At 77.5% G+C, this 16,081-nt stretch carries 17 protein-coding genes; 11 read left to right on the top strand and 6 right to left on the bottom strand.

What is annotated here, in order from left to right:
• Positions 1-27 precede the first annotated feature (27 nt).
• Positions 28-855 carry a Fic family protein gene (locus BLP29_RS03025; RefSeq protein WP_243469651.1) on the top strand — a complete coding sequence of 276 codons (828 nt, stop codon included), beginning with the start codon at positions 28-30 and terminating at the stop codon, positions 853-855.
• Positions 856-931: 76 nt separating this feature from the next.
• Positions 932-1,999: an aldo/keto reductase gene (locus BLP29_RS03020; RefSeq protein ID WP_092799620.1), complete on the top strand. Its 1,068-nt coding sequence runs from the start codon at positions 932-934 to the stop codon at positions 1,997-1,999.
• Here BLP29_RS03020 and BLP29_RS03015 read toward each other — a convergent pair.
• From BLP29_RS03015 to BLP29_RS02995, 5 genes are read right to left on the bottom strand one after another with little or no spacing between them, the layout of a single operon-like run.
• A complete protein-coding gene (locus BLP29_RS03015) occupies positions 1,977-2,402 on the bottom strand; it encodes a YkvA family protein (RefSeq protein WP_092799618.1) in 426 nt (141 codons plus the stop codon). The two genes, BLP29_RS03020 and BLP29_RS03015, sit on opposite strands and share 23 nt — an antisense overlap.
• 27 nt (positions 2,403-2,429) lie before the next feature.
• A complete protein-coding gene (gene argG / locus BLP29_RS03010) occupies positions 2,430-3,842 on the bottom strand; it encodes an argininosuccinate synthase (protein ID WP_092799616.1) in 1,413 nt (470 codons plus the stop codon).
• A gap of 29 nt (positions 3,843-3,871) precedes the next feature.
• Positions 3,872-4,519 carry a response regulator gene (locus BLP29_RS03005; protein ID WP_092799614.1) on the bottom strand — a complete coding sequence of 216 codons (648 nt, stop codon included), beginning with the start codon at positions 4,517-4,519 and terminating at the stop codon, positions 3,872-3,874.
• The gene (gene macS, locus BLP29_RS03000) at positions 4,516-5,628 is read right to left on the bottom strand and encodes a MacS family sensor histidine kinase (protein ID WP_092799612.1); all 1,113 of its coding nucleotides are present in this window, start codon (positions 5,626-5,628) and stop codon (positions 4,516-4,518) included. Before macS ends, BLP29_RS03005 begins: the two co-directional genes overlap by 4 nt.
• Positions 5,628-6,437, bottom strand: a complete 810-nt coding sequence (locus BLP29_RS02995; protein ID WP_092799610.1) for an HAD family hydrolase — start codon at positions 6,435-6,437, stop codon at positions 5,628-5,630. Before BLP29_RS02995 ends, macS begins: the two co-directional genes overlap by 1 nt.
• A gap of 126 nt (positions 6,438-6,563) precedes the next feature.
• Here BLP29_RS02995 and ssd point away from each other — a divergent pair, with 126 nt between their 5' ends.
• The 7 genes from ssd to BLP29_RS02960 all read left to right on the top strand — a co-directional run bounded on the left by ssd (position 6,564) and on the right by BLP29_RS02960 (position 11,504).
• The gene (ssd, locus tag BLP29_RS02990; RefSeq protein ID WP_243469650.1) at positions 6,564-7,622 is read left to right on the top strand and encodes a septum site-determining protein Ssd; all 1,059 of its coding nucleotides are present in this window, start codon (positions 6,564-6,566) and stop codon (positions 7,620-7,622) included.
• Complete coding sequence (locus BLP29_RS02985) at positions 7,615-8,760, top strand: TadA family conjugal transfer-associated ATPase (RefSeq protein WP_092799606.1); 1,146 nt, start codon at positions 7,615-7,617, stop codon at positions 8,758-8,760. The genes ssd and BLP29_RS02985 overlap by 8 nt, the downstream gene beginning before the upstream one ends.
• Entirely contained in the window at positions 8,757-9,521 is a 765-nt protein-coding gene (locus tag BLP29_RS02980; RefSeq protein ID WP_092799604.1) for a type II secretion system F family protein, read from the top strand. Before BLP29_RS02985 ends, BLP29_RS02980 begins: the two co-directional genes overlap by 4 nt.
• Entirely contained in the window at positions 9,518-10,222 is a 705-nt protein-coding gene (locus BLP29_RS02975; protein ID WP_092799602.1) for a type II secretion system F family protein, read from the top strand. The genes BLP29_RS02980 and BLP29_RS02975 overlap by 4 nt, the downstream gene beginning before the upstream one ends.
• A 141-nt stretch (positions 10,223-10,363) precedes the next feature.
• Complete coding sequence (locus tag BLP29_RS02970) at positions 10,364-10,546, top strand: DUF4244 domain-containing protein (protein ID WP_092799600.1); 183 nt, start codon at positions 10,364-10,366, stop codon at positions 10,544-10,546.
• 2 nt (positions 10,547-10,548) lie between these two features.
• Positions 10,549-10,986 carry a TadE family type IV pilus minor pilin gene (locus tag BLP29_RS02965; protein WP_243469649.1) on the top strand — a complete coding sequence of 146 codons (438 nt, stop codon included), beginning with the start codon at positions 10,549-10,551 and terminating at the stop codon, positions 10,984-10,986.
• Positions 10,983-11,504, top strand: a complete 522-nt coding sequence (locus BLP29_RS02960) for an Rv3654c family TadE-like protein (RefSeq protein ID WP_341537336.1) — start codon at positions 10,983-10,985, stop codon at positions 11,502-11,504. Before BLP29_RS02965 ends, BLP29_RS02960 begins: the two co-directional genes overlap by 4 nt.
• Positions 11,505-11,513: 9 nt before the next feature.
• On the opposite strand, the gene BLP29_RS02955 is transcribed toward BLP29_RS02960, so the two are convergent.
• A complete protein-coding gene (locus BLP29_RS02955; RefSeq protein WP_243469648.1) occupies positions 11,514-14,093 on the bottom strand; it encodes a DEAD/DEAH box helicase in 2,580 nt (859 codons plus the stop codon).
• Between the two features lie 157 nt (positions 14,094-14,250).
• Between BLP29_RS02955 and BLP29_RS02950 the strand changes: the two genes are divergently transcribed.
• Both BLP29_RS02950 and BLP29_RS02945 read left to right on the top strand, forming a co-directional pair.
• On the top strand, positions 14,251-14,568 hold the full coding sequence (locus BLP29_RS02950; RefSeq protein WP_092799596.1) for a hypothetical protein: 318 nt from the start codon (positions 14,251-14,253) through the stop codon (positions 14,566-14,568).
• Positions 14,568-16,076, top strand: coding sequence for an alpha/beta hydrolase (locus BLP29_RS02945; protein WP_243469707.1), 1,509 nt, complete (start codon positions 14,568-14,570; stop codon positions 16,074-16,076). Before BLP29_RS02950 ends, BLP29_RS02945 begins: the two co-directional genes overlap by 1 nt.
• Positions 16,077-16,081 lie beyond the last annotated feature (5 nt).

Here is a 16,081-nt window from a genome sequence, read left to right as displayed (position 1 = left end):
GCCTAGGGGCCTGGTTACCGTCAGCGGGTGACGATCCCGATGCGGCCCCCGACGGACGGCCCCGGCGCCGCGGCCCTGGGCGCCCGCCGCGGCGCCCCGCGGACGACCCGGCCCACCGGCCCGGACCCGCTGGCCCCCCTGCTCGACCTGCCCGGCGTGCGCGACGCGGCCGATGCCGCCCGCACCGCGGTCGACCGGCTGCTCGGCCACAAGGTGCTGCGCCGCGAGTCCGCCGGGGTGAGCTCGGAGTCCGCGCTGCGCGGGGCCCGTGCCTCGGCGTCGCTGGAGGGCGTCGACGTCCCGCTGGCCCAGGTGCGCTCCGGCGACGTCAGCGAGCCCACGCTGCAGGGGGCGCTGCGCGTGTCGGTGGCGCTGGGCTCGATGGTCGAGACCTGGGACCGGGCGCCCGGCCAGGTGCTGGCCCGCATGCACGTGCTCGCCGCCGCCGACCTCGTGGCCCCCGCCGACCTCGGCCGCCCCGCCGCGCACGCGGGCGCCCGGCTGGGTGGGGTCTTCTCGCTGGTCACCGGTGCGACGTCGGCCCCTGCGGTGCTCATCGCCGCGGTGGTGCACGGCGAGCTGGCCGCAGTCGAGCCGTTCGTCGCCGGCAGCGGGGTGGTGGCCCGCGCCGCCGGCCGGCTCACCGGCATCGCCCGCGGCCTGGACCCCAAGGCCGTCTCGGTGCCCGAGGTGGGCTTCGCCGAGCTGGGCGCCGATGCCTACGCCGCGGCGCTGGCGGGCTACCGCAGCGGGACGGCGGAGGGCGTGGCCGGCTGGCTGGCCCACTGCGCCCGCGCGACCGAGCTCGGCGCCGTCGAGGGCCTCGCCATCTGCGAGTCCCTCCTCCGCGGCTAGCGCTCGCCGCGCCCGCGCTTCCGCACTCGGTGGAACCGGAGGGGTGAGCAGTCGGCGACGTGGGCAGGGGGAGGGCATGCGTTCACTCGACGTCGATGGCCTCGGTCCCGTCTCGCGGATCGGGCTGGGCACCTGGCAGTTCGGGTCGCGGGAATGGGGCTACGGCGACGACTACGCCGACGCCGGTGCCACGGCCATCGTGCGGCGTGCCCTCGAGCTGGGCATCACCCTGTTCGACACCGCCGAGGTGTACGGACCCGGGAAGAGCGAGCGGATCCTCGGCGCGGCGTTGGCCGACGACCGCGACGACGTCGTCCTGACGTCGAAGGTGCTGCCCGTCGCGCCCTTCCCGAAGCTGGTGCGCAAGGCGTGGCAGGGCAGTGCGCAGCGCCTCGGTGTGCGGCGGATCCCGCTGTACCAGGTGCACCAGCCCAACCCCGTCGTCCCGGACACCGTGACCATGAAGGGCATGGGCGCCCTGCTCGACGAGGGCCGCATCGGTGCCGTGGGCGTCTCGAACTACAGCCTCGAGCGCTGGCAGCTGGCCGACGAGGCGTTGGGCCGCCCGGTCATCAGCAACCAGGTCGAGTTCTCCCTCGCCGCCGCCGGCCCGCTGGAGGACCTGGTGCCCTTCGCCGACGCGCACGACCGCCTGGTCATCGCCTACAGCCCGCTCGCCCAGGGGCTGCTCGGCGGGAAGTACGGCGTGGACCACCGCCCGGGCGGGGTGCGGGCGATGAACAAGCTGTTCGGCACGGAGAACCTGCGCCGCGTCGAGCCGCTGCTCTCGGTGCTGCGCGAGGTCGCCGACGCCCACGACGTCGCCCCCGCGCAGGCGGCGCTGGCCTGGCTGCTCGCCCAGCCGCGCACCGTGGCGATCCCGGGTGCCTCGAGCGTCGAGCAGCTGGAGTTCAACGCCGCTGCCGCCGACCTCGAGCTGGCGCCCGACGAGGTGGCCGCCCTGACCGCGGCCGCCCGGGCGTTCACACCGCAGGCCGCCGTCCCCACGCTGGTGGAGCGGGCCAAGGAGGAGGCCGGGCCCCTGCTGGAGCGGGCCCGCAGCGAGGCCGGTCCGCTGCTCGGGCGGGCCAAGGACGGTGCGGCGCCGGTGCTGGGCAGGCTCAGGCAGGCCCTGCGGCGCTGACCCCGGCCAGCCGGCGCACCAGCTCGAGGCCGGTCGGGCTGCCGGGCCAGTGCCGGTCGAGCGCACCGGGACCGGCGGCCCGCACCACCGAGCGCAGCACCAGCGCCACGACCACGGCGTCGTCGGCGTACCCGATCACCGGGACGACGTCGGGCACGAGGTCCAGCGGCGAGGCGAGGTAGACCAGCAGCAGGCCGAGCCTGATCCGCACGCCGCGGGGCAGGGAACCGTCACCGGCCAGGCGCTTCACCAGTCGGACGACGTCGGGCAGCAGCCGCAGCGCCTCGCGGGCCGAGACCGTGTCCGGGTGCCGGCGCGCGTAGGCCCACAGCAGTCCCAGCAGGACGACGTAGACCACCAGCACGCCGGCGAGCACCCCGAGCACGACCTGCCACCAGTCCACGGCAGCAGTATCCGACGGGGTCCGTCGTCAGTCGGTGCCGACCTCCATGGCGGCGCGGTCGAGCATCTGGTCCTCCTCGGAGGCCTCGCCCCGCGACGCGATGGCCTCCGCGCCGCCGGCCTCGAGGTCGCCCACCAGGTCGGCGTGCGAGCCCAGCATGCCGATGGCGGCGTACTGCTCGAGCTTGGCCCGGGAGTCGGCGATGTCCAGGTTGCGCATGGTCAGCTGGCCGATGCGGTCGACCGGGCCGAACGCCGAGTCCGTCGTGCGCTCCATCGACAGCTTGTCGGGGTGGTAGCTGAACGAGGGGCCCTGGGTGTCCAGCAGCGACCAGTCCTCGCCCCGGCGCAGCCGCACGGTGACCTGGCCGGTGACGGCGGCGCCGACCCAGCGCTGCAGCGACTCGCGCAGCATGAGGCCCTGCGGGTCCAGCCAGCGGCCCTCGTACATGAGCCGGCCCAGGCGGCGGCCCTCGCGGTGGTAGGTCTCGAGGGTGTCCTCGTTGTGGATGGCGTTGACCAGCCGCTCGTAGGCGATGTGGAGCAGGGCCATGCCGGGCGCCTCGTAGATGCCGCGGCTCTTGGCCTCGATGATGCGGTTCTCGATCTGGTCGCTCATGCCCAGCCCGTGCCGCCCGCCGATGGCGTTGGCGGCCAGCACCAGGTCGACGTCGGAGTCGAAGCGCTGGCCGTCGATGCTGACCGGCCGGCCCCGCTCGAAGCCGATCGTGACGTCCTCGGTCTCGATCTCCACCGACGGGTCCCAGAACCGCACGCCCATGATCGGCTGCACGATCTCGATGCCGGTGTCCAGGTGCTCCAGCGACTTGGCCTCGTGGGTGGCGCCCCAGATGTTGGCGTCGGTGGAGTAGGCCTTCTCGGTCGAGTCGCGGTAGGGCAGGTCGTGGGCGACCAGCCACTCGCTCATCTCCTTGCGGCCACCGAGCTCGGTGACGAACTGGGCGTCCAGCCACGGCTTGTAGATGCGCAGCTCAGGGTTGGCCAGCAGGCCGTACCGGTAGAAGCGCTCGATGTCGTTGCCCTTGAACGTCGAGCCGTCGCCCCAGATGCCGACGCCGTCCTCGAGCATGGCGCGCACCAGCAGGGTGCCGGTGACCGCACGGCCCAGGGGAGTGGTGTTGAAGTAGGCCCGCCCGCCCGAGCGGATGTGGAAGGCACCGCAGGTCAGTGCGGCCAGGCCCTCCTCGACGAGGGCGGCGCGGCAGTCGACCAGTCGCGAGAGCTCGGCGCCGTACTGGGCCGCGCGGCCGGGGATCGAGCCGATGTCGGTCTCGTCGTACTGGCCGATGTCGGCGGTGTACGTGCAGGGCACCGCGCCCTTGTCGCGCATCCAGGCGACCGCCACGGAGGTGTCGAGACCACCGGAGAAGGCGATGCCGACGCGTTCGCCGACGGGGAGGGACGTGAGGACCTTGGACACGATCAGAGATTATGCACGCTGACGCATGGTCATGCAGAGTCGGGGTCGGTGAGCCCGTGCTCGATCGCGTACCGGGTCAGCTCCACCCGGTTGTGCAGCTGCAGCTTGCGCAGGGTGTTCTGCACGTGGTTCTCCACGGTGCGGTGGCTCAGCACCAGCCGCTCGGCGATCGCCTTGGCCGACAGCCCGCGGCTGACCAGCTTCAGCACCTCGGTCTCGCGCTCGGTCAGCCGGGGGGCGCCGTCGTCCGGTCCTGACTGCAGGCGCCGGTACTCACCCAGCAGCAGCCCGGCCAGCCCGGCGGAGAACACGGCGTCGCCGGCGGCCGTGCGGGTCACCGCGTCGGCCAGCTCGTCGGCCGACGCCGACTTCACCAGGTAGCCCGAGGCGCCGGCCTTGACCGCCTCGAGGACGTCGGCCTGCTCGGCACTGGCCGACAGCACCAGCACCCGGGTGGTCGGCAGCGCGGCGACGACGTCGCGGGTGGCGTCGACCCCGGAGGTCTCACCGAGCTGGAGGTCCATCACCACCACGTCGGGGCGCACGGCCTGGGCCCGGCGCACCGCGGAACCGGCGTCGCCCGCCGTGGCGACCACCTCGAAGCCGCGGGCCACCAGGTCGCGCTCCACGGCCTCGCGCCACATCGGGTGGTCGTCGACCACCATCACCGTCGTCATCGATCGGTCCCCCTCGGGATCGTGAGCTCCCACTCGGTGCCCTGGCCCGGGCCGGTGTGCAGGTCGGCGGTGCCGCCCAGGTCGGCCAGCCTGCCGCAGATCGAGGAGCGCACGCCGTGGTGGCCCTCGTCGACCGCGGCGGAGAGCCGGCCGTCGGGGATGCCGGGGCCGTCGTCGCGCACCACCACGACCACCTCGTCGTCGGCCGGCTCGAGCGAGACCCACGACCGGGCGCCAGGGGCGTGCTCGGCGGTGTTGGCCAGGGCCTCGCGCACCGCGGCGGTGAGCTCGGCGGTGGTCTGCGCCGGCAGCTCGACGGGTTCGGCGGGGCCCGCGACCTCGACGTCGGGGGTGGCCAGCAGCCGCAGCGCCGTCCCCAGGTCGGCGGTGCCCACGGCCACCTCGGGCCCGGTGGTGAGCAGGCCTCGGAGGGCGACCTCCTGCTCGGCGGCCAGCCGGGTCAGCTCGGGGTCGACGCCCCGGCGCCGGACGGCGGCCAGCACCTGGAGCACGCCGTCGTGCACCGCGCGGCCCAGTCGCTCGCGCTCGGCCGACGCGGCCTGCGCAGCGGCGGCTTCCCGCAGGGCCAGCTCGGCGGCCCGGGTGATGGTCGCGGCGTAGCCGAGCAGCACCGAGACGAGCACCAGCAGAGTCAGGTTGAAGACCTCGCGGTCGCCGACGTACCCGCGCAGGAACGTGACGGCGGCCCACACCACCAGCGCCCCGGCCAGCCCACCGCCGCGCCCGCGGGCCAACGCCATGGCCAGGGCCGGCCCGGCCACCCAGATCGAGGTCACGATGGGTGCGCCCTGGCCGAAGGCGCCCTCGGGCTGGGTGGTGACCGTGGCGGCCAGCAGCAGCACGGTGACACCGAGGTCGAGCAGGGTCATGCGGGTGCGCCGCCCGGCGGCACGGCTGTGGGCGACGGTGACCACGCCGGTCCAGATGCCCATGGCGGCCAGCACCGCCAGCGGCGCGACCATCCCGGGGTAGTCGTCGCGCTCGCGGAACCAGCCGGCCACGGCGAGCACCCAGGAGACCAGCCGGAAGGCCACCACCACCCGCCACAGCGGGGCGAGCAGGTCGCGGTGCCGGAGCGGGACGGACATCAGGCCCCGCGGGCCGTGCCCAGCGCCCGGCGACGCACGTACCAGGCCAGCCCGGCGACGGCGGCGCCCACGCCCACCGCGGCGCCGGTGACCACCTGGCCGCGCTGCACCGAGCGCGAGCTCAGGGCCACCGGACGGCGGAACTCCAGCACCGGCCAGCCGTGGTCGGTCGCCGCCCTGCGCAGGCCCCGGTCGGGGTTGACGGCGGTGGGGTGCCCGACGGCCATGAGCATCGGGACGTCGGTGATCGAGTCGGAGTAGGCGTGGCAGTCGGCCAGGTCGTAGCCCCGCTCGGCGGCGACCTCGCGCATGGCCTGGGCCTTGCCCTCGCCGTAGGCGTAGAACTCGATCTCGCCGGTGTAGCGGCCCTCGACCACGACCATGCGGGTGGCGACCACCCGGTCGACGCCCAGCATCTCGCCGATCGGCTCGACCATCTCGGCACCGCTGCTGGAGACGATGACCACCTCGCGGCCGGCCGCCCGGTGCGCCTCGATGAGGTCCACCGCCTCGGCGTAGACCAGCGGGTCGACGATGGTGTGCAGGGTCTCCCGCACGATCTCGTGCACCGTGTCGACGCTCCACCCGGTGCACATCGCGGTGATCTGGGCGCGCATGCGCTCCATCTGCACCGCGTCGGCACCGGCCAGGGAGAACACGAACTGCGCGTAGGCGCTCTTGAGCACCGCGCGCCGGTTGATCAGGCCGCCCTCGAAGAACGGCCGGCCGAAGGCCAGGGTGCTGGACTTGGCGATGACGGTCTTGTCCAGGTCGAAGAACACCGCACTGCGGGGCTCGTCGCGGCTCATGGGGCACGAGGCTAAGGGCAGCACGACCGACCGACGCCCGGCGCGCCGTCGTCCACACCCGGAGGGGTTGTCCACAGATCCGCCGCAGGGCTCCCGCCGGGCCCCGGCAGGGTGCTGACTGCCTGCGTGGACGAACACCCCCTGGTGGTCAGCGCCGACGAGGCCCTGGTCGACGACCTGCTGCACCTGCTGGCCGCGGCCGGCACCATCCCCGAGCTCACCCACGGCGGTTCCGCGCTGCGCCGGGCGCACCGCACCGCCCCGCTGGTGGTGCTCGGTGCCGACCTGCTCGGCGTCGCCGCCGTGCGGGACCTGCCGCGGCGCCCGGGGGTGCTGGTGGCCAGCCGCACCGAGCTCACCGGCGAGGGGTTCGAGGCGGCCCTCGCCGTGGGCGCCGAGCGGGTGGTCGTGCTGCCCCGCGACGAGGGCTGGCTCGTCGAGCGGGCCGCCCGCGCCGTGCGCGACCCGGTCGAGCCCGGGGCGCTCGTGGTGGTCTCCGGCGTCTGCGGGGGCGCCGGGGCGAGCACCCTGGCCACGGCGCTGGCGCTCACCGTGCGCGGCGAGCGGAGCGCGGTGCTCGTCGACGCCGACCCGTCTGCCGGCGGTGTGGACCTCGTGCTCGGCGCCGAGTGGGCCGACGGGCTGCGCTGGCCCGACCTCGCCGGCCTGCGCGGACGGGTGGACGGCGCCGCCGTGGTCGCCTCGCTGCCCGAGGCGCACGGGGTGCACGTGCTCGCCTCCTCCCGCGAGGTGGCCGCGCCCGTGCCGCCGGAGGCGCTGCTGGCCGTGGTCGAGGCCGCCCGTGCCGCCGGGCACCCGGTGGTCGTCGACGTCCCGCGCGGGGGCGGCCCGGTCGAGGTCGAACCGCTGCTGGTCGAGGCCGACCTGGCGGTGCTGCTGGTGCCCGGCCGGGTGCGGGCGCTGGCCGCCGCCGGCGCGTTGCTCACCGGGTCGGTATGGGGCCGTGCGGCGGTGGTGGCGCGCACCGCGCCCGGCGGGGTCGGGGCCGAGGAGGTGGCCACGGCTCTGGGTCGGCCGGTGGTCGCCGAGCTGGCCCACGACCGCTCCGCCCTGGCCCGGGGCGAACGCGGCGAGCCGCCCCAGGTGGGTGCCCGCACCCCGCTGGGCCAGGTCACCCGCAAGCTGCTGCCCCGGCTGGGCGGCCGGGTGCCCACCCGTGCCTGACCCGCTGGTCGACCGGGTGCGCGCCCGGCTGGTCGGTGGGCCCGGTCGCCCCGACCAGGCGACGGTGGCGGCGCTGGTGCGCCAGGAGAGCGGGGGGCTGCTCGGCGACGGCGACGTCCTCACCGCCGTCCGGGCCGCGGTCGACGAGCTGTCCGGGGCCGGCGTGCTCGAACCTCTGCTGCGGGCACCGGGCACCACCGACGTCCTGGTGGTCGGGCCCGACCAGGTCTGGGTCGACCGGGGCGCCGGGCTCGAGCGCGCCGACGTCCGGTTCGCCGACGACGACGCGGTGCGGCGGCTCGCCGTCCGGCTGGCCGGGTCCGCCGGGCGCCGCCTCGACGACGCCGCGCCCTGGGCAGACGTCGGGCTGCCCGACGGCACCCGCCTGCACGCCGTCCTGCCCCCGGTCTCGGGCAGCGGCACCTGCCTCTCGCTGCGGGTGCTGCGCCGGGCCCGGCTGGGGCTGCCCGACCTGGTCGCCGCCGGTGCCCTCCCCGGCCGGGCCCCCGAACTGCTGACCGCACTCGTCCGCCGGCGGGTGGCCTTCCTGGTCACCGGCGGCACCGGCACGGGCAAGACCACCCTGCTCTCGGCCCTGCTGGGCACCGCGGACCCGGCCGAGCGGCTGCTGCTCTGCGAGGACGCCGCCGAGCTCGACCCGGCCCACCCGCACGTCGTCCGGCTGCTCACCCGCCCGGCCAACGTCGAGGGCGTCGGCGCGGTCGACCTGCGCGACCTCGTGCGGCAGGCCCTCCGGATGCGGCCGGACCGGCTCGTGGTCGGCGAGGTGCGCGGCGCCGAGGTCGTCGACCTGCTCGCCGCGCTCAACACCGGGCACGACGGCGGCTGCGGGACCCTGCACGTCAACCGGGTGGTCGACGTCCCGGCGCGGCTGGAGGCGCTGGGGGTGGCCGCCGGCCTCGACCGGGCCGCCGTGCACAGCCAGGCCGCGGCCGCGCTGTCGGTCGTGGTGCACCTGCGGCGCACCCCGGCGGGCCGCCAGGTGCACGAGCTCGGCCTGGTGCGGCGGGCGGGGGACTCGGCGGCGGGCCTGGTGCAGGTCGTGCCCGGCTGGCGGTCCGACGGCGGCCCGGCCCCGGCGGCGGGCGAGCTGCACGACGTCCTCGGGACGACGTGAGCGCGGCGCTGCTGTGCCTGACCGCGGCCGCGCTGTGCTGGCCGCGGGTGTCGCCGGTGACGCGCCTGCGTCGGGCCTCCCGGGGGCAGCGGGCCCCGCTCGTGCCCGGTGCCGCCGTGCCGGTCGCGGCCGGGGCGGTGGCCGCGGTCCTGAGCACGCCCGTGGTCGCGGTGCTCGCCGTCGTGGTGGCCGGGGTGGGGGTGCGGTCGTGGCGCGCCCGCAGCCGGGCCCGGGATGCGCTGGCCCAGGTCGGTGCACTCGCCGAGGCGCTGGGCGTGCTGGCCGCCGAGCTGCGAGCCGGCCGCACCCTGCCCGACGCGACCGGCAGCGCGGTCGCCGGCTGCCCGCACCCCGCGGCCGCGGCGTCCCTGGGGCCGGCGCTGGCCGGCGGGTCCGTCGCCGACGGGCTCCCCGAGCCCGCCCGTGCCGCGCTGGGCCGGGTGGTCGCCGCGGCGTCGGTGTCGGCGCGCACCGGGTGCTCGCTGGCCGCGGTCGTCACTGCCGCGGAGGACGACCTGCGCGCGGGGCTGCGCACCCGTGCCGAGCTGGGTGCGGCCCTGTCCGGGCCACGGGCCTCGGCGACCGTGCTCGCCGGGCTGCCGGTGCTCGGCCTGCTCATGGGCGCAGGCATCGGCGCCGACCCGTGGCGGGTGCTGACCACCACCCCGGCGGGCGCGGTGCTGCTCGTGGTCGGGGTGGGGCTCGAGGTCGCAGGTCTGGTCTGGTCGGGGCGGCTGGCCGAGCGGGCGGCCCGGTCGTGACCGCGGCCGTCCTGCTGCTGGCCGCGGCCCTGCTGGTGTGGCCACCGGCGCCTGGCCCGCTGGCACGGCTGGTGGCGCAGCGCCGGGTGGCCCAGCCGCCGGAGCCGGCCGGCGCGGGGCGGCGCTGGGGCCTGGCCGCCCTGGCCGGGGCCGCCGTCCTCGCCGTGGGCGGCCTCGGACCGGGGACGGCGCTGCTCGCGGTGGGCATCGCGGTCGCGGTCGAGCGGTGGGCCCGACGCAGCGCGGCCACCGGCCCGGACGAGGGCGCCCGCGTGCGCTCGGACCTGCCGCTGGTGTGCGACCTGCTGGCGGTCTGCCTCGCCGCGGGCACCCCGGTCGGCGCCGGGGTCGGGGCCGTGGGCGCGGCGGTCGGCGGCCCGCTCGGGGACGCCCTCGTCGCCGTGGCCCGGCAGCTGCAGCTCGGTGCCGCGCCGCGCACGGCCTGGCACCGTGCTCCGACCGACGCTGCCGCCCTGGCCCGGGTGGTCGTGCGGGCGGGGGAGTCCGGGTCGTCGGTGGTGCCCGCCCTGCACGCGCTGGCCGGCGACCTGCGGGCTGCGCAGCGCACGGCCACCGCCGCCGCCGTGCAGCGGGCCGGGGTGTGGGTGCTGGCGCCGCTGGGGCTGTGCTTCCTGCCGGCGTTCCTGTGCCTGGGCGTCGTCCCGCTGGTGCTCGGCATCGCCGCCGACGTCCTGGGATGAGCACATCCGCGGCGATCGTGCTCCCCGCCGTCCACACCGGGGGGTGCTGTCCACAGATCGGTCGACGGGGCTCCGGCGACGCCGTGCCGGCAGCAGGGTCGGGGTGTGGCCCGACGCGCGGGCCGGAGGAGGAGGCAGGACATGCGCAGGGTGCTGGAGAGGTTGACGGCCGACCCCGAGGCCGGGATGAGCACTGCGGAGTACGCGGTCGGGACGGTGGCGGCGTGCGCCTTCGCCGCGGTGCTCTACCAGGTGGTCACCGGGGACTCGGTCGTCGCCGGCCTGGGTGCCCTGGTGGCCCGGGCGCTGGCCACGCTGGCCTGACGGTGACCGCACGGTGGGGCCGGCCGTCCTGGGGCCGGCAGCGGGACGAGCGGGGGATGGTGACCGCCGAGACCGCCGTCGTCCTGCCCGTGCTGCTGCTGGTGCTCGCCGGCGCGGTGGCCGCCGTCGTGCTGGTCGGCGCCCAGCTGCGGTGCGTGGACGCCGCACGCGAGGGCGCCCGGGCCGCGGCGCGGGGTGAACCGGCGGCGGTGGTCGACGACCTGGCCGGCCGGGCCGGCCCCGAGGGCGCGGCAGTGGTCGTCGCGGCCACCGGTGACCGGGTCACGGTGACCGTGTCGGCCCGGGTGCAGCCCCTCGGCCCGGTGCCGCTGGCCCTCACCGTGTCGGCGTCGGCCACCGCCCTGCGGGAGGACGGCACGGGGCTCGGGAACGGCGCGGGGCTCGGGGACGGCGCGGGGCTCGGGGACGGTGCGGGGTGAGCCACGGGCGGCCAGGTGGTCGGCGTGGGGGCATCCGGTCACCGCACGCCGTGACCGGATGCCTGCGGGGTGACCGGTCACCGCCCCGGGCATCCCCCGGCGGAGGCAGCAGGGGAGACGACCGCGGAAGTGGCCGGGGAGGAGGCGACGGAGGCGGGGACGGCGAGCGCGGGTCGGCCACGGTCTGGACGGTGGCGCTGGCCGGGTTGCTGGCCCTGCTCGGTGCCGCATCGGTGCTGGTCGGCGCGGCGGTCGTCGCCCGGCACCGGGCCGGGGCCGCCGCCGACCTCGCCGCCCTGGCCGTGGCGGTGCGGGCGGTGCGGGGCGATCCCGGCGCCTGCGCCACCGGTACCGCCATCGCGGTGGCCAACGGGGCCGAGCTGGTCGGCTGCACGGTGGCACCGGGTTCGGTCGTGGCCGTCGAGGTGTCCGTGCCGGTGCAGCTGGGCCCGCTCGGCCTGCTGGCGGCGACGGGGCGGGCGCGGGCGGGGCCGGTGCCGTGGGGCGCCGCCCCGTGAGCGCATGCCTCAGAAGACGAGGTCGTCCTCGGGTGGCTCGGCGAACGGGTCGTCGTCCGGGGGCGGTGGGTCGGCCTCGCTCGGCTCGGGACGCCGGCGCAGCGCGCGCGGCGGGGGAGCGGCACCCAGCTGGGCCCGCCGGCGCAGCGCCCGCGAGCGGGCGGCCGACGTCCCGCCCCGGGCCTGCGCGAAGGCGCCCCCGAGGCCCCGCGGGTCCGGCTCGGTCCCCACCGGGTCCTCGACGGGGTCGGCGACGTCCCCGGCGGCGGCCAGCTCGTCGAGCACGACGTCGAGCACCCGCACGGCGCCGGCCTTGTCCAGCGGGTCGTTGCCGTTGCCGCACTTGGGCGACTGCACGCACGAGGGGCAGCCGCGCTCGCACTCGCAGGTGGCCACCGTCGCCCGGGTCGCGGTGAGCCAGCGGCGCAGCACCGCGTGCCCACGCTCGGCGAAGCCGGCCCCGCCCGGGTGACCGTCGTAGACCACGATCGTCGCGGCGCCGGTGTCCGGGTGCAGGGCGGTGGAGACACCGCCGAGGTCCCAGCGGTCGCAGGTGGCCAGCAGCGGCAGGATCCCGATGGCGGCGTGCTCGGCCGCGTGCAGCGACCCGGGCAGCTCGCGGTCGGAGAGCTCGGCCCGCTGCAGCGCCCGCTCGTCGAGGGTCAGCCACACCGCGCGGGTGCGCAGCTGGCGGGCCGGGAGGTCGAGCGGGAACTCCGCAAGCACCTCGCCGGTGCCCAGCCGCCGGCGCTGGTAGGCGACCACCTGGTTGGTGACGTCGACCGTGCCGGTGTGCGCGGTGACGGTGCCCAGCCGCCGGGTGGTGGCGACGTCGACGATCGACAGGTCGGTGACGTCGCGGGCGACCGTCGTCCACTCGGGTGTCTCGGGGTGGACGGCGGCGCAGGCGTCCTCGACGTCGAGCTCGTCGACCACGTAGGTCTCGCCGCGGTGCACGTACAGCGCGCCGGTGTGCACCGCGGAGTGCGCGGCGTCGCCGTCCACGGTGCCCAGCAGGCGGCCGGTCGCGCCCTCGACGATCGACACCGGCTCGGCGCCCGAGCCGCGGATGTCGACGTCCGGGCGCCCGCGGCCGGCCCAGTACCAGCCGGTGGGCCGGCGGCGCAGTTGCCCGTCGGCGACCAGCCGGTCGAGTGCCTCGCGAGCGACGTCGCCACCGAAGTCGGGCAGGTCCTCCTCGGTCAGCGGCAGCTCGGCGGCGGCGCAGCACAGCTGCGGGCCCAGCACGTAGGGGTTCGACGGGTCGGTGACGGTGGCCTCGACCGACCGCCCGAACACCGCCTGCGGGTGGTGGGCCAGGTAGTGGTCCAGCGGGTCGTCGCGGGCCACGAAGACCACCAGCGACTCCCGCTGCGCCCGCCCGGCGCGGCCGGCCTGCTGCCAGAGCGAGGCCAACGTGCCCGGGTACCCGGCCAGCAGGACGGCATCCAGGCCGGCGATGTCGATGCCGAGCTCGAGGGCGTTGGTGGTGGCCACGCCGAGCAGCTCGCCGGCCGACAGCGCCCGCTCGAGCTCACGCCGCTCCTCGGGCAGGTAGCCGCCGCGGTAGGAGTCGACCCGGCGGGCCAGGTCACCCCGCCCGCGGTCGAGCAGGATGCGGCGCGCCTGGTCGGCCACCGACTCCGCCGACCGGCGCGACCGGACGAACGCCAGCGTGCGGGCGCCCTGCTGCACGAGGTCGGCGAGGAGCCCGGCGGCGTCGGCGGCGGCGGAGCGTCGCAGCGGGGCGCCCTGCTCGCCGGTGCGCTCGGTCAGCGGGGGCTCCCACAGCGCGAAGGTGGCCCCCGGTCGTGGCGAGCCGTCCTCGGTGACCGCGGTGACCGGCGCCCCGACCAGGCGGCTCGCGGCCAGCGCCGGGTCGGCCACCGTCGCCGAGGCCAGCACGAACACCGGGTCGGCGCCGTAGCGGTGGCAGATTCGCCGCAGCCGGCGCAGCACGTGGCCCACGTGCGAGCCGAACACCCCGCGGTAGGCGTGGCACTCGTCGACCACGACGTAGGCCACCCGGCGCAGGGTCGAGGCCCAGCGCTGGTGGGCCGGCAGGATCCCGCGGTGGACCATGTCCGGGTTGGTCACGATCCACCGGGCGTGCCGGCGCACCCACTCGCGCTCCTCCTGCGGGGTGTCGCCGTCGTAGGCCGCCGGTCGCACGTCGGGGGCGGCCAGCCCGGCCACCGCCGCCAGCTGGTCGCGGGCCAGTGCCTTCGTCGGCGCCAGGTACAGCACGCAGGCGCGCGGGTCGTCGGCGAGCGCGGCCAGCGCCGGCAGCTGGTAGGCCAGCGACTTCCCGGACGCGGTGCCGGTGGCGACCACCACGTGCTGGCCGGCGTGCGCGAGCTCGGCGGCCGCCACCTGGTGGGCCCACGGCTCGCGCACACCCCGGGCCACCAGCTGGTCCCGCAGCTGCGGGGGCGTCCAGGCGGGCCAGGCGCCGTGCGCGGCCTGCCGCACCGGCAGCCGGTGCACGTGCGTGACGGGGGAGTCCTCGTCGGGCACCCCGGTGAGCAGCCCCGCCAGCAGCTCGTCGCCCGGGAGGTCCCGGGGCAGCGGCGCGGCGGCGGACGTCACCCCTCCACTGTCACACCTCGGGGCAACCCGCCAGGTGGGCGGCGGTTCTGTGGACGGTGACCCCGGGTGTGGACGACGGCGCCCACGCCGTCGGTGCCCCGGGCGACCCTGCGGTCGTGCGGGCCCGGTGGGGGCCCGGCCGCCCGGAGGAGACGCCGTGCCCGACACCGTGACCATGCAGCTGGACGCCGTGCAGGCGCTGGCCGCGCAGCTGACCGACCTCGGCGCCGAGGTGGCCGTCGACGGCGGCACCACCCGCGCCGAGGGCACCCGGCTGGGTCAGGCGCTGACCGGCCCGGCGGCCGACGAGCTGGCCGCGGCCGGCGCCGCGTGGGCCGGGTCGGTGGAGGTGCTCGCGAACCGCGCCCAGGTGGTGGCCACGGGCCTGGAACAGGCGATCGCCTCCTACCGCGCGCTCGACGGCCTGCTGACCCAGCGCATGGGCGCCGCGCCGCACGCCGCGGTCGCCCGGTGATGGTCGGGCTGGCCGCCGTGGAGGCCTGGGACGTCCCTGCGCTGCAGGGGGCGGTGGCCGCCCTCGGCGAGGTGCCCGGGCGCCTGGCCGGGTGGCAGGCCCGGTTGGACGGCGTGCGCGGCGCGCTGCGGGCGGCGGACCTGTGGTCGGGGCCGGCCGCCGACGTCGCGGCCACCGCCCTGGTCGAGCTGGCGGCGGTCGCCGAGCAGGTGCGGCACGCCCTCGCCGGCAGCGCCGAGCAGCTCGACGCCGTCGTGGTGCAGGCGGTCACGGCGCAGGACGAGGTGGCGGCCGCCCGGGCCTCGGCGGCAGGTGGGCCGGTGGAGCTGACGGACTCGGGTGCGGTGCCCCCGATCGCCGCACCCGGCATGGCCGAGGACCAACTGCTGGCCGTCGCCGACCGGGAGCGGGCCGCGGTGCGGGCCGAGGGCCACGCCCGCACCGCGCTGACGGCGGCCGCGGCCGTCCTCGCTGCGGCTCGGGCCGCCGGCGACCCGCTGGTGCCGCTGCAGCCGGCCGGTCCCGGCGTCGGGTTCGCGGGGGTGGCGGCCGCGGCCGCCGCGCTGGGCCCCCCGCCGCCGGTGCCCACCGCGCCGCCGGCCCGGGCGGCGTCCTGGTGGGAGGGGCTGACCCCGGCTCAGCGGGACGCGGCCGTGGCCGCCGACCCGGCCGGCGTGGGGGCGCTCGACGGCCTGCCGGCCTGGGCGCGCGACCGGGCCAACCGGCTGCTGCTGGAGGACGCCCTGGCCCACCCCGGTCGGGCCGGGTACGACGTCGCCGTCCAGACCGCCGACCGGCTCGCGGCGCTGGGCACCACGACGTCCCAGCTGCTGCGCTTCGACCCCACCCGCGAGCTCGTGGCGCTGTCGGTCGGCGACCTCGACACCGCCGAGGCCGTCGGGGTCCTCGTCCCCGGCATGGCGACCACGCCCACCGACCTCCCCGGTCTGGTCCGGGACGCCACCTCGATCGGCGACCTGGCCGCCGCGTCGGCACCGGGTCTCGCCGTCGCCACCCTGGTCTGGCTGGGGTACAGCACACCGAACGCCTTCACCGTCGCCTCCTCCCGCGAGGCGCGGGCCGGCGGGGTGGCCCTGGACCGGACCCTCGACGGGCTGTCCGCCGCCCGGGCGGCCGGGGCTGCCGCGGGTGGGCCCCCGCCGCCGCGCACCACGGTGCTGGCGCACAGCTACGGCACGGTGGTCGCCGGGTACGCCGCCCGGGCCGACGGACCGCTGGCCGCCGACGCGGTGGCCCTGCTGGGCAGCCCCGGTGTGCCGGTCGACGACGCCGCCGGCATGGAGGCCCCCGAGGTGTACGGGGCGTGGACCCCCTTCGACCCCGTCTCCTACCTCGGGCGCTTCGGCCCCGGCCCGTCGGACCCCGGCTTCGGCGACGTGCCGCTGCCGACCACGCCGGTGCAGCTGCACACCGAGTACTACAGCCCGTGGTTCCCCAGCGCGCAGGCGCTCGCCGAGGTGGTCGCCGGGACCCGGGAGGGGGAGTGAGGGGC

The sequence above is a fragment of the Klenkia marina genome (assembly GCF_900101025.1).
Lineage (GTDB): Bacteria > Actinomycetota > Actinomycetes > Mycobacteriales > Geodermatophilaceae > Klenkia > Klenkia marina.
The sequence above is the reverse complement of the archived record's forward strand: the minus strand, read 5'-3'. Positions and strand labels throughout refer to the sequence as shown.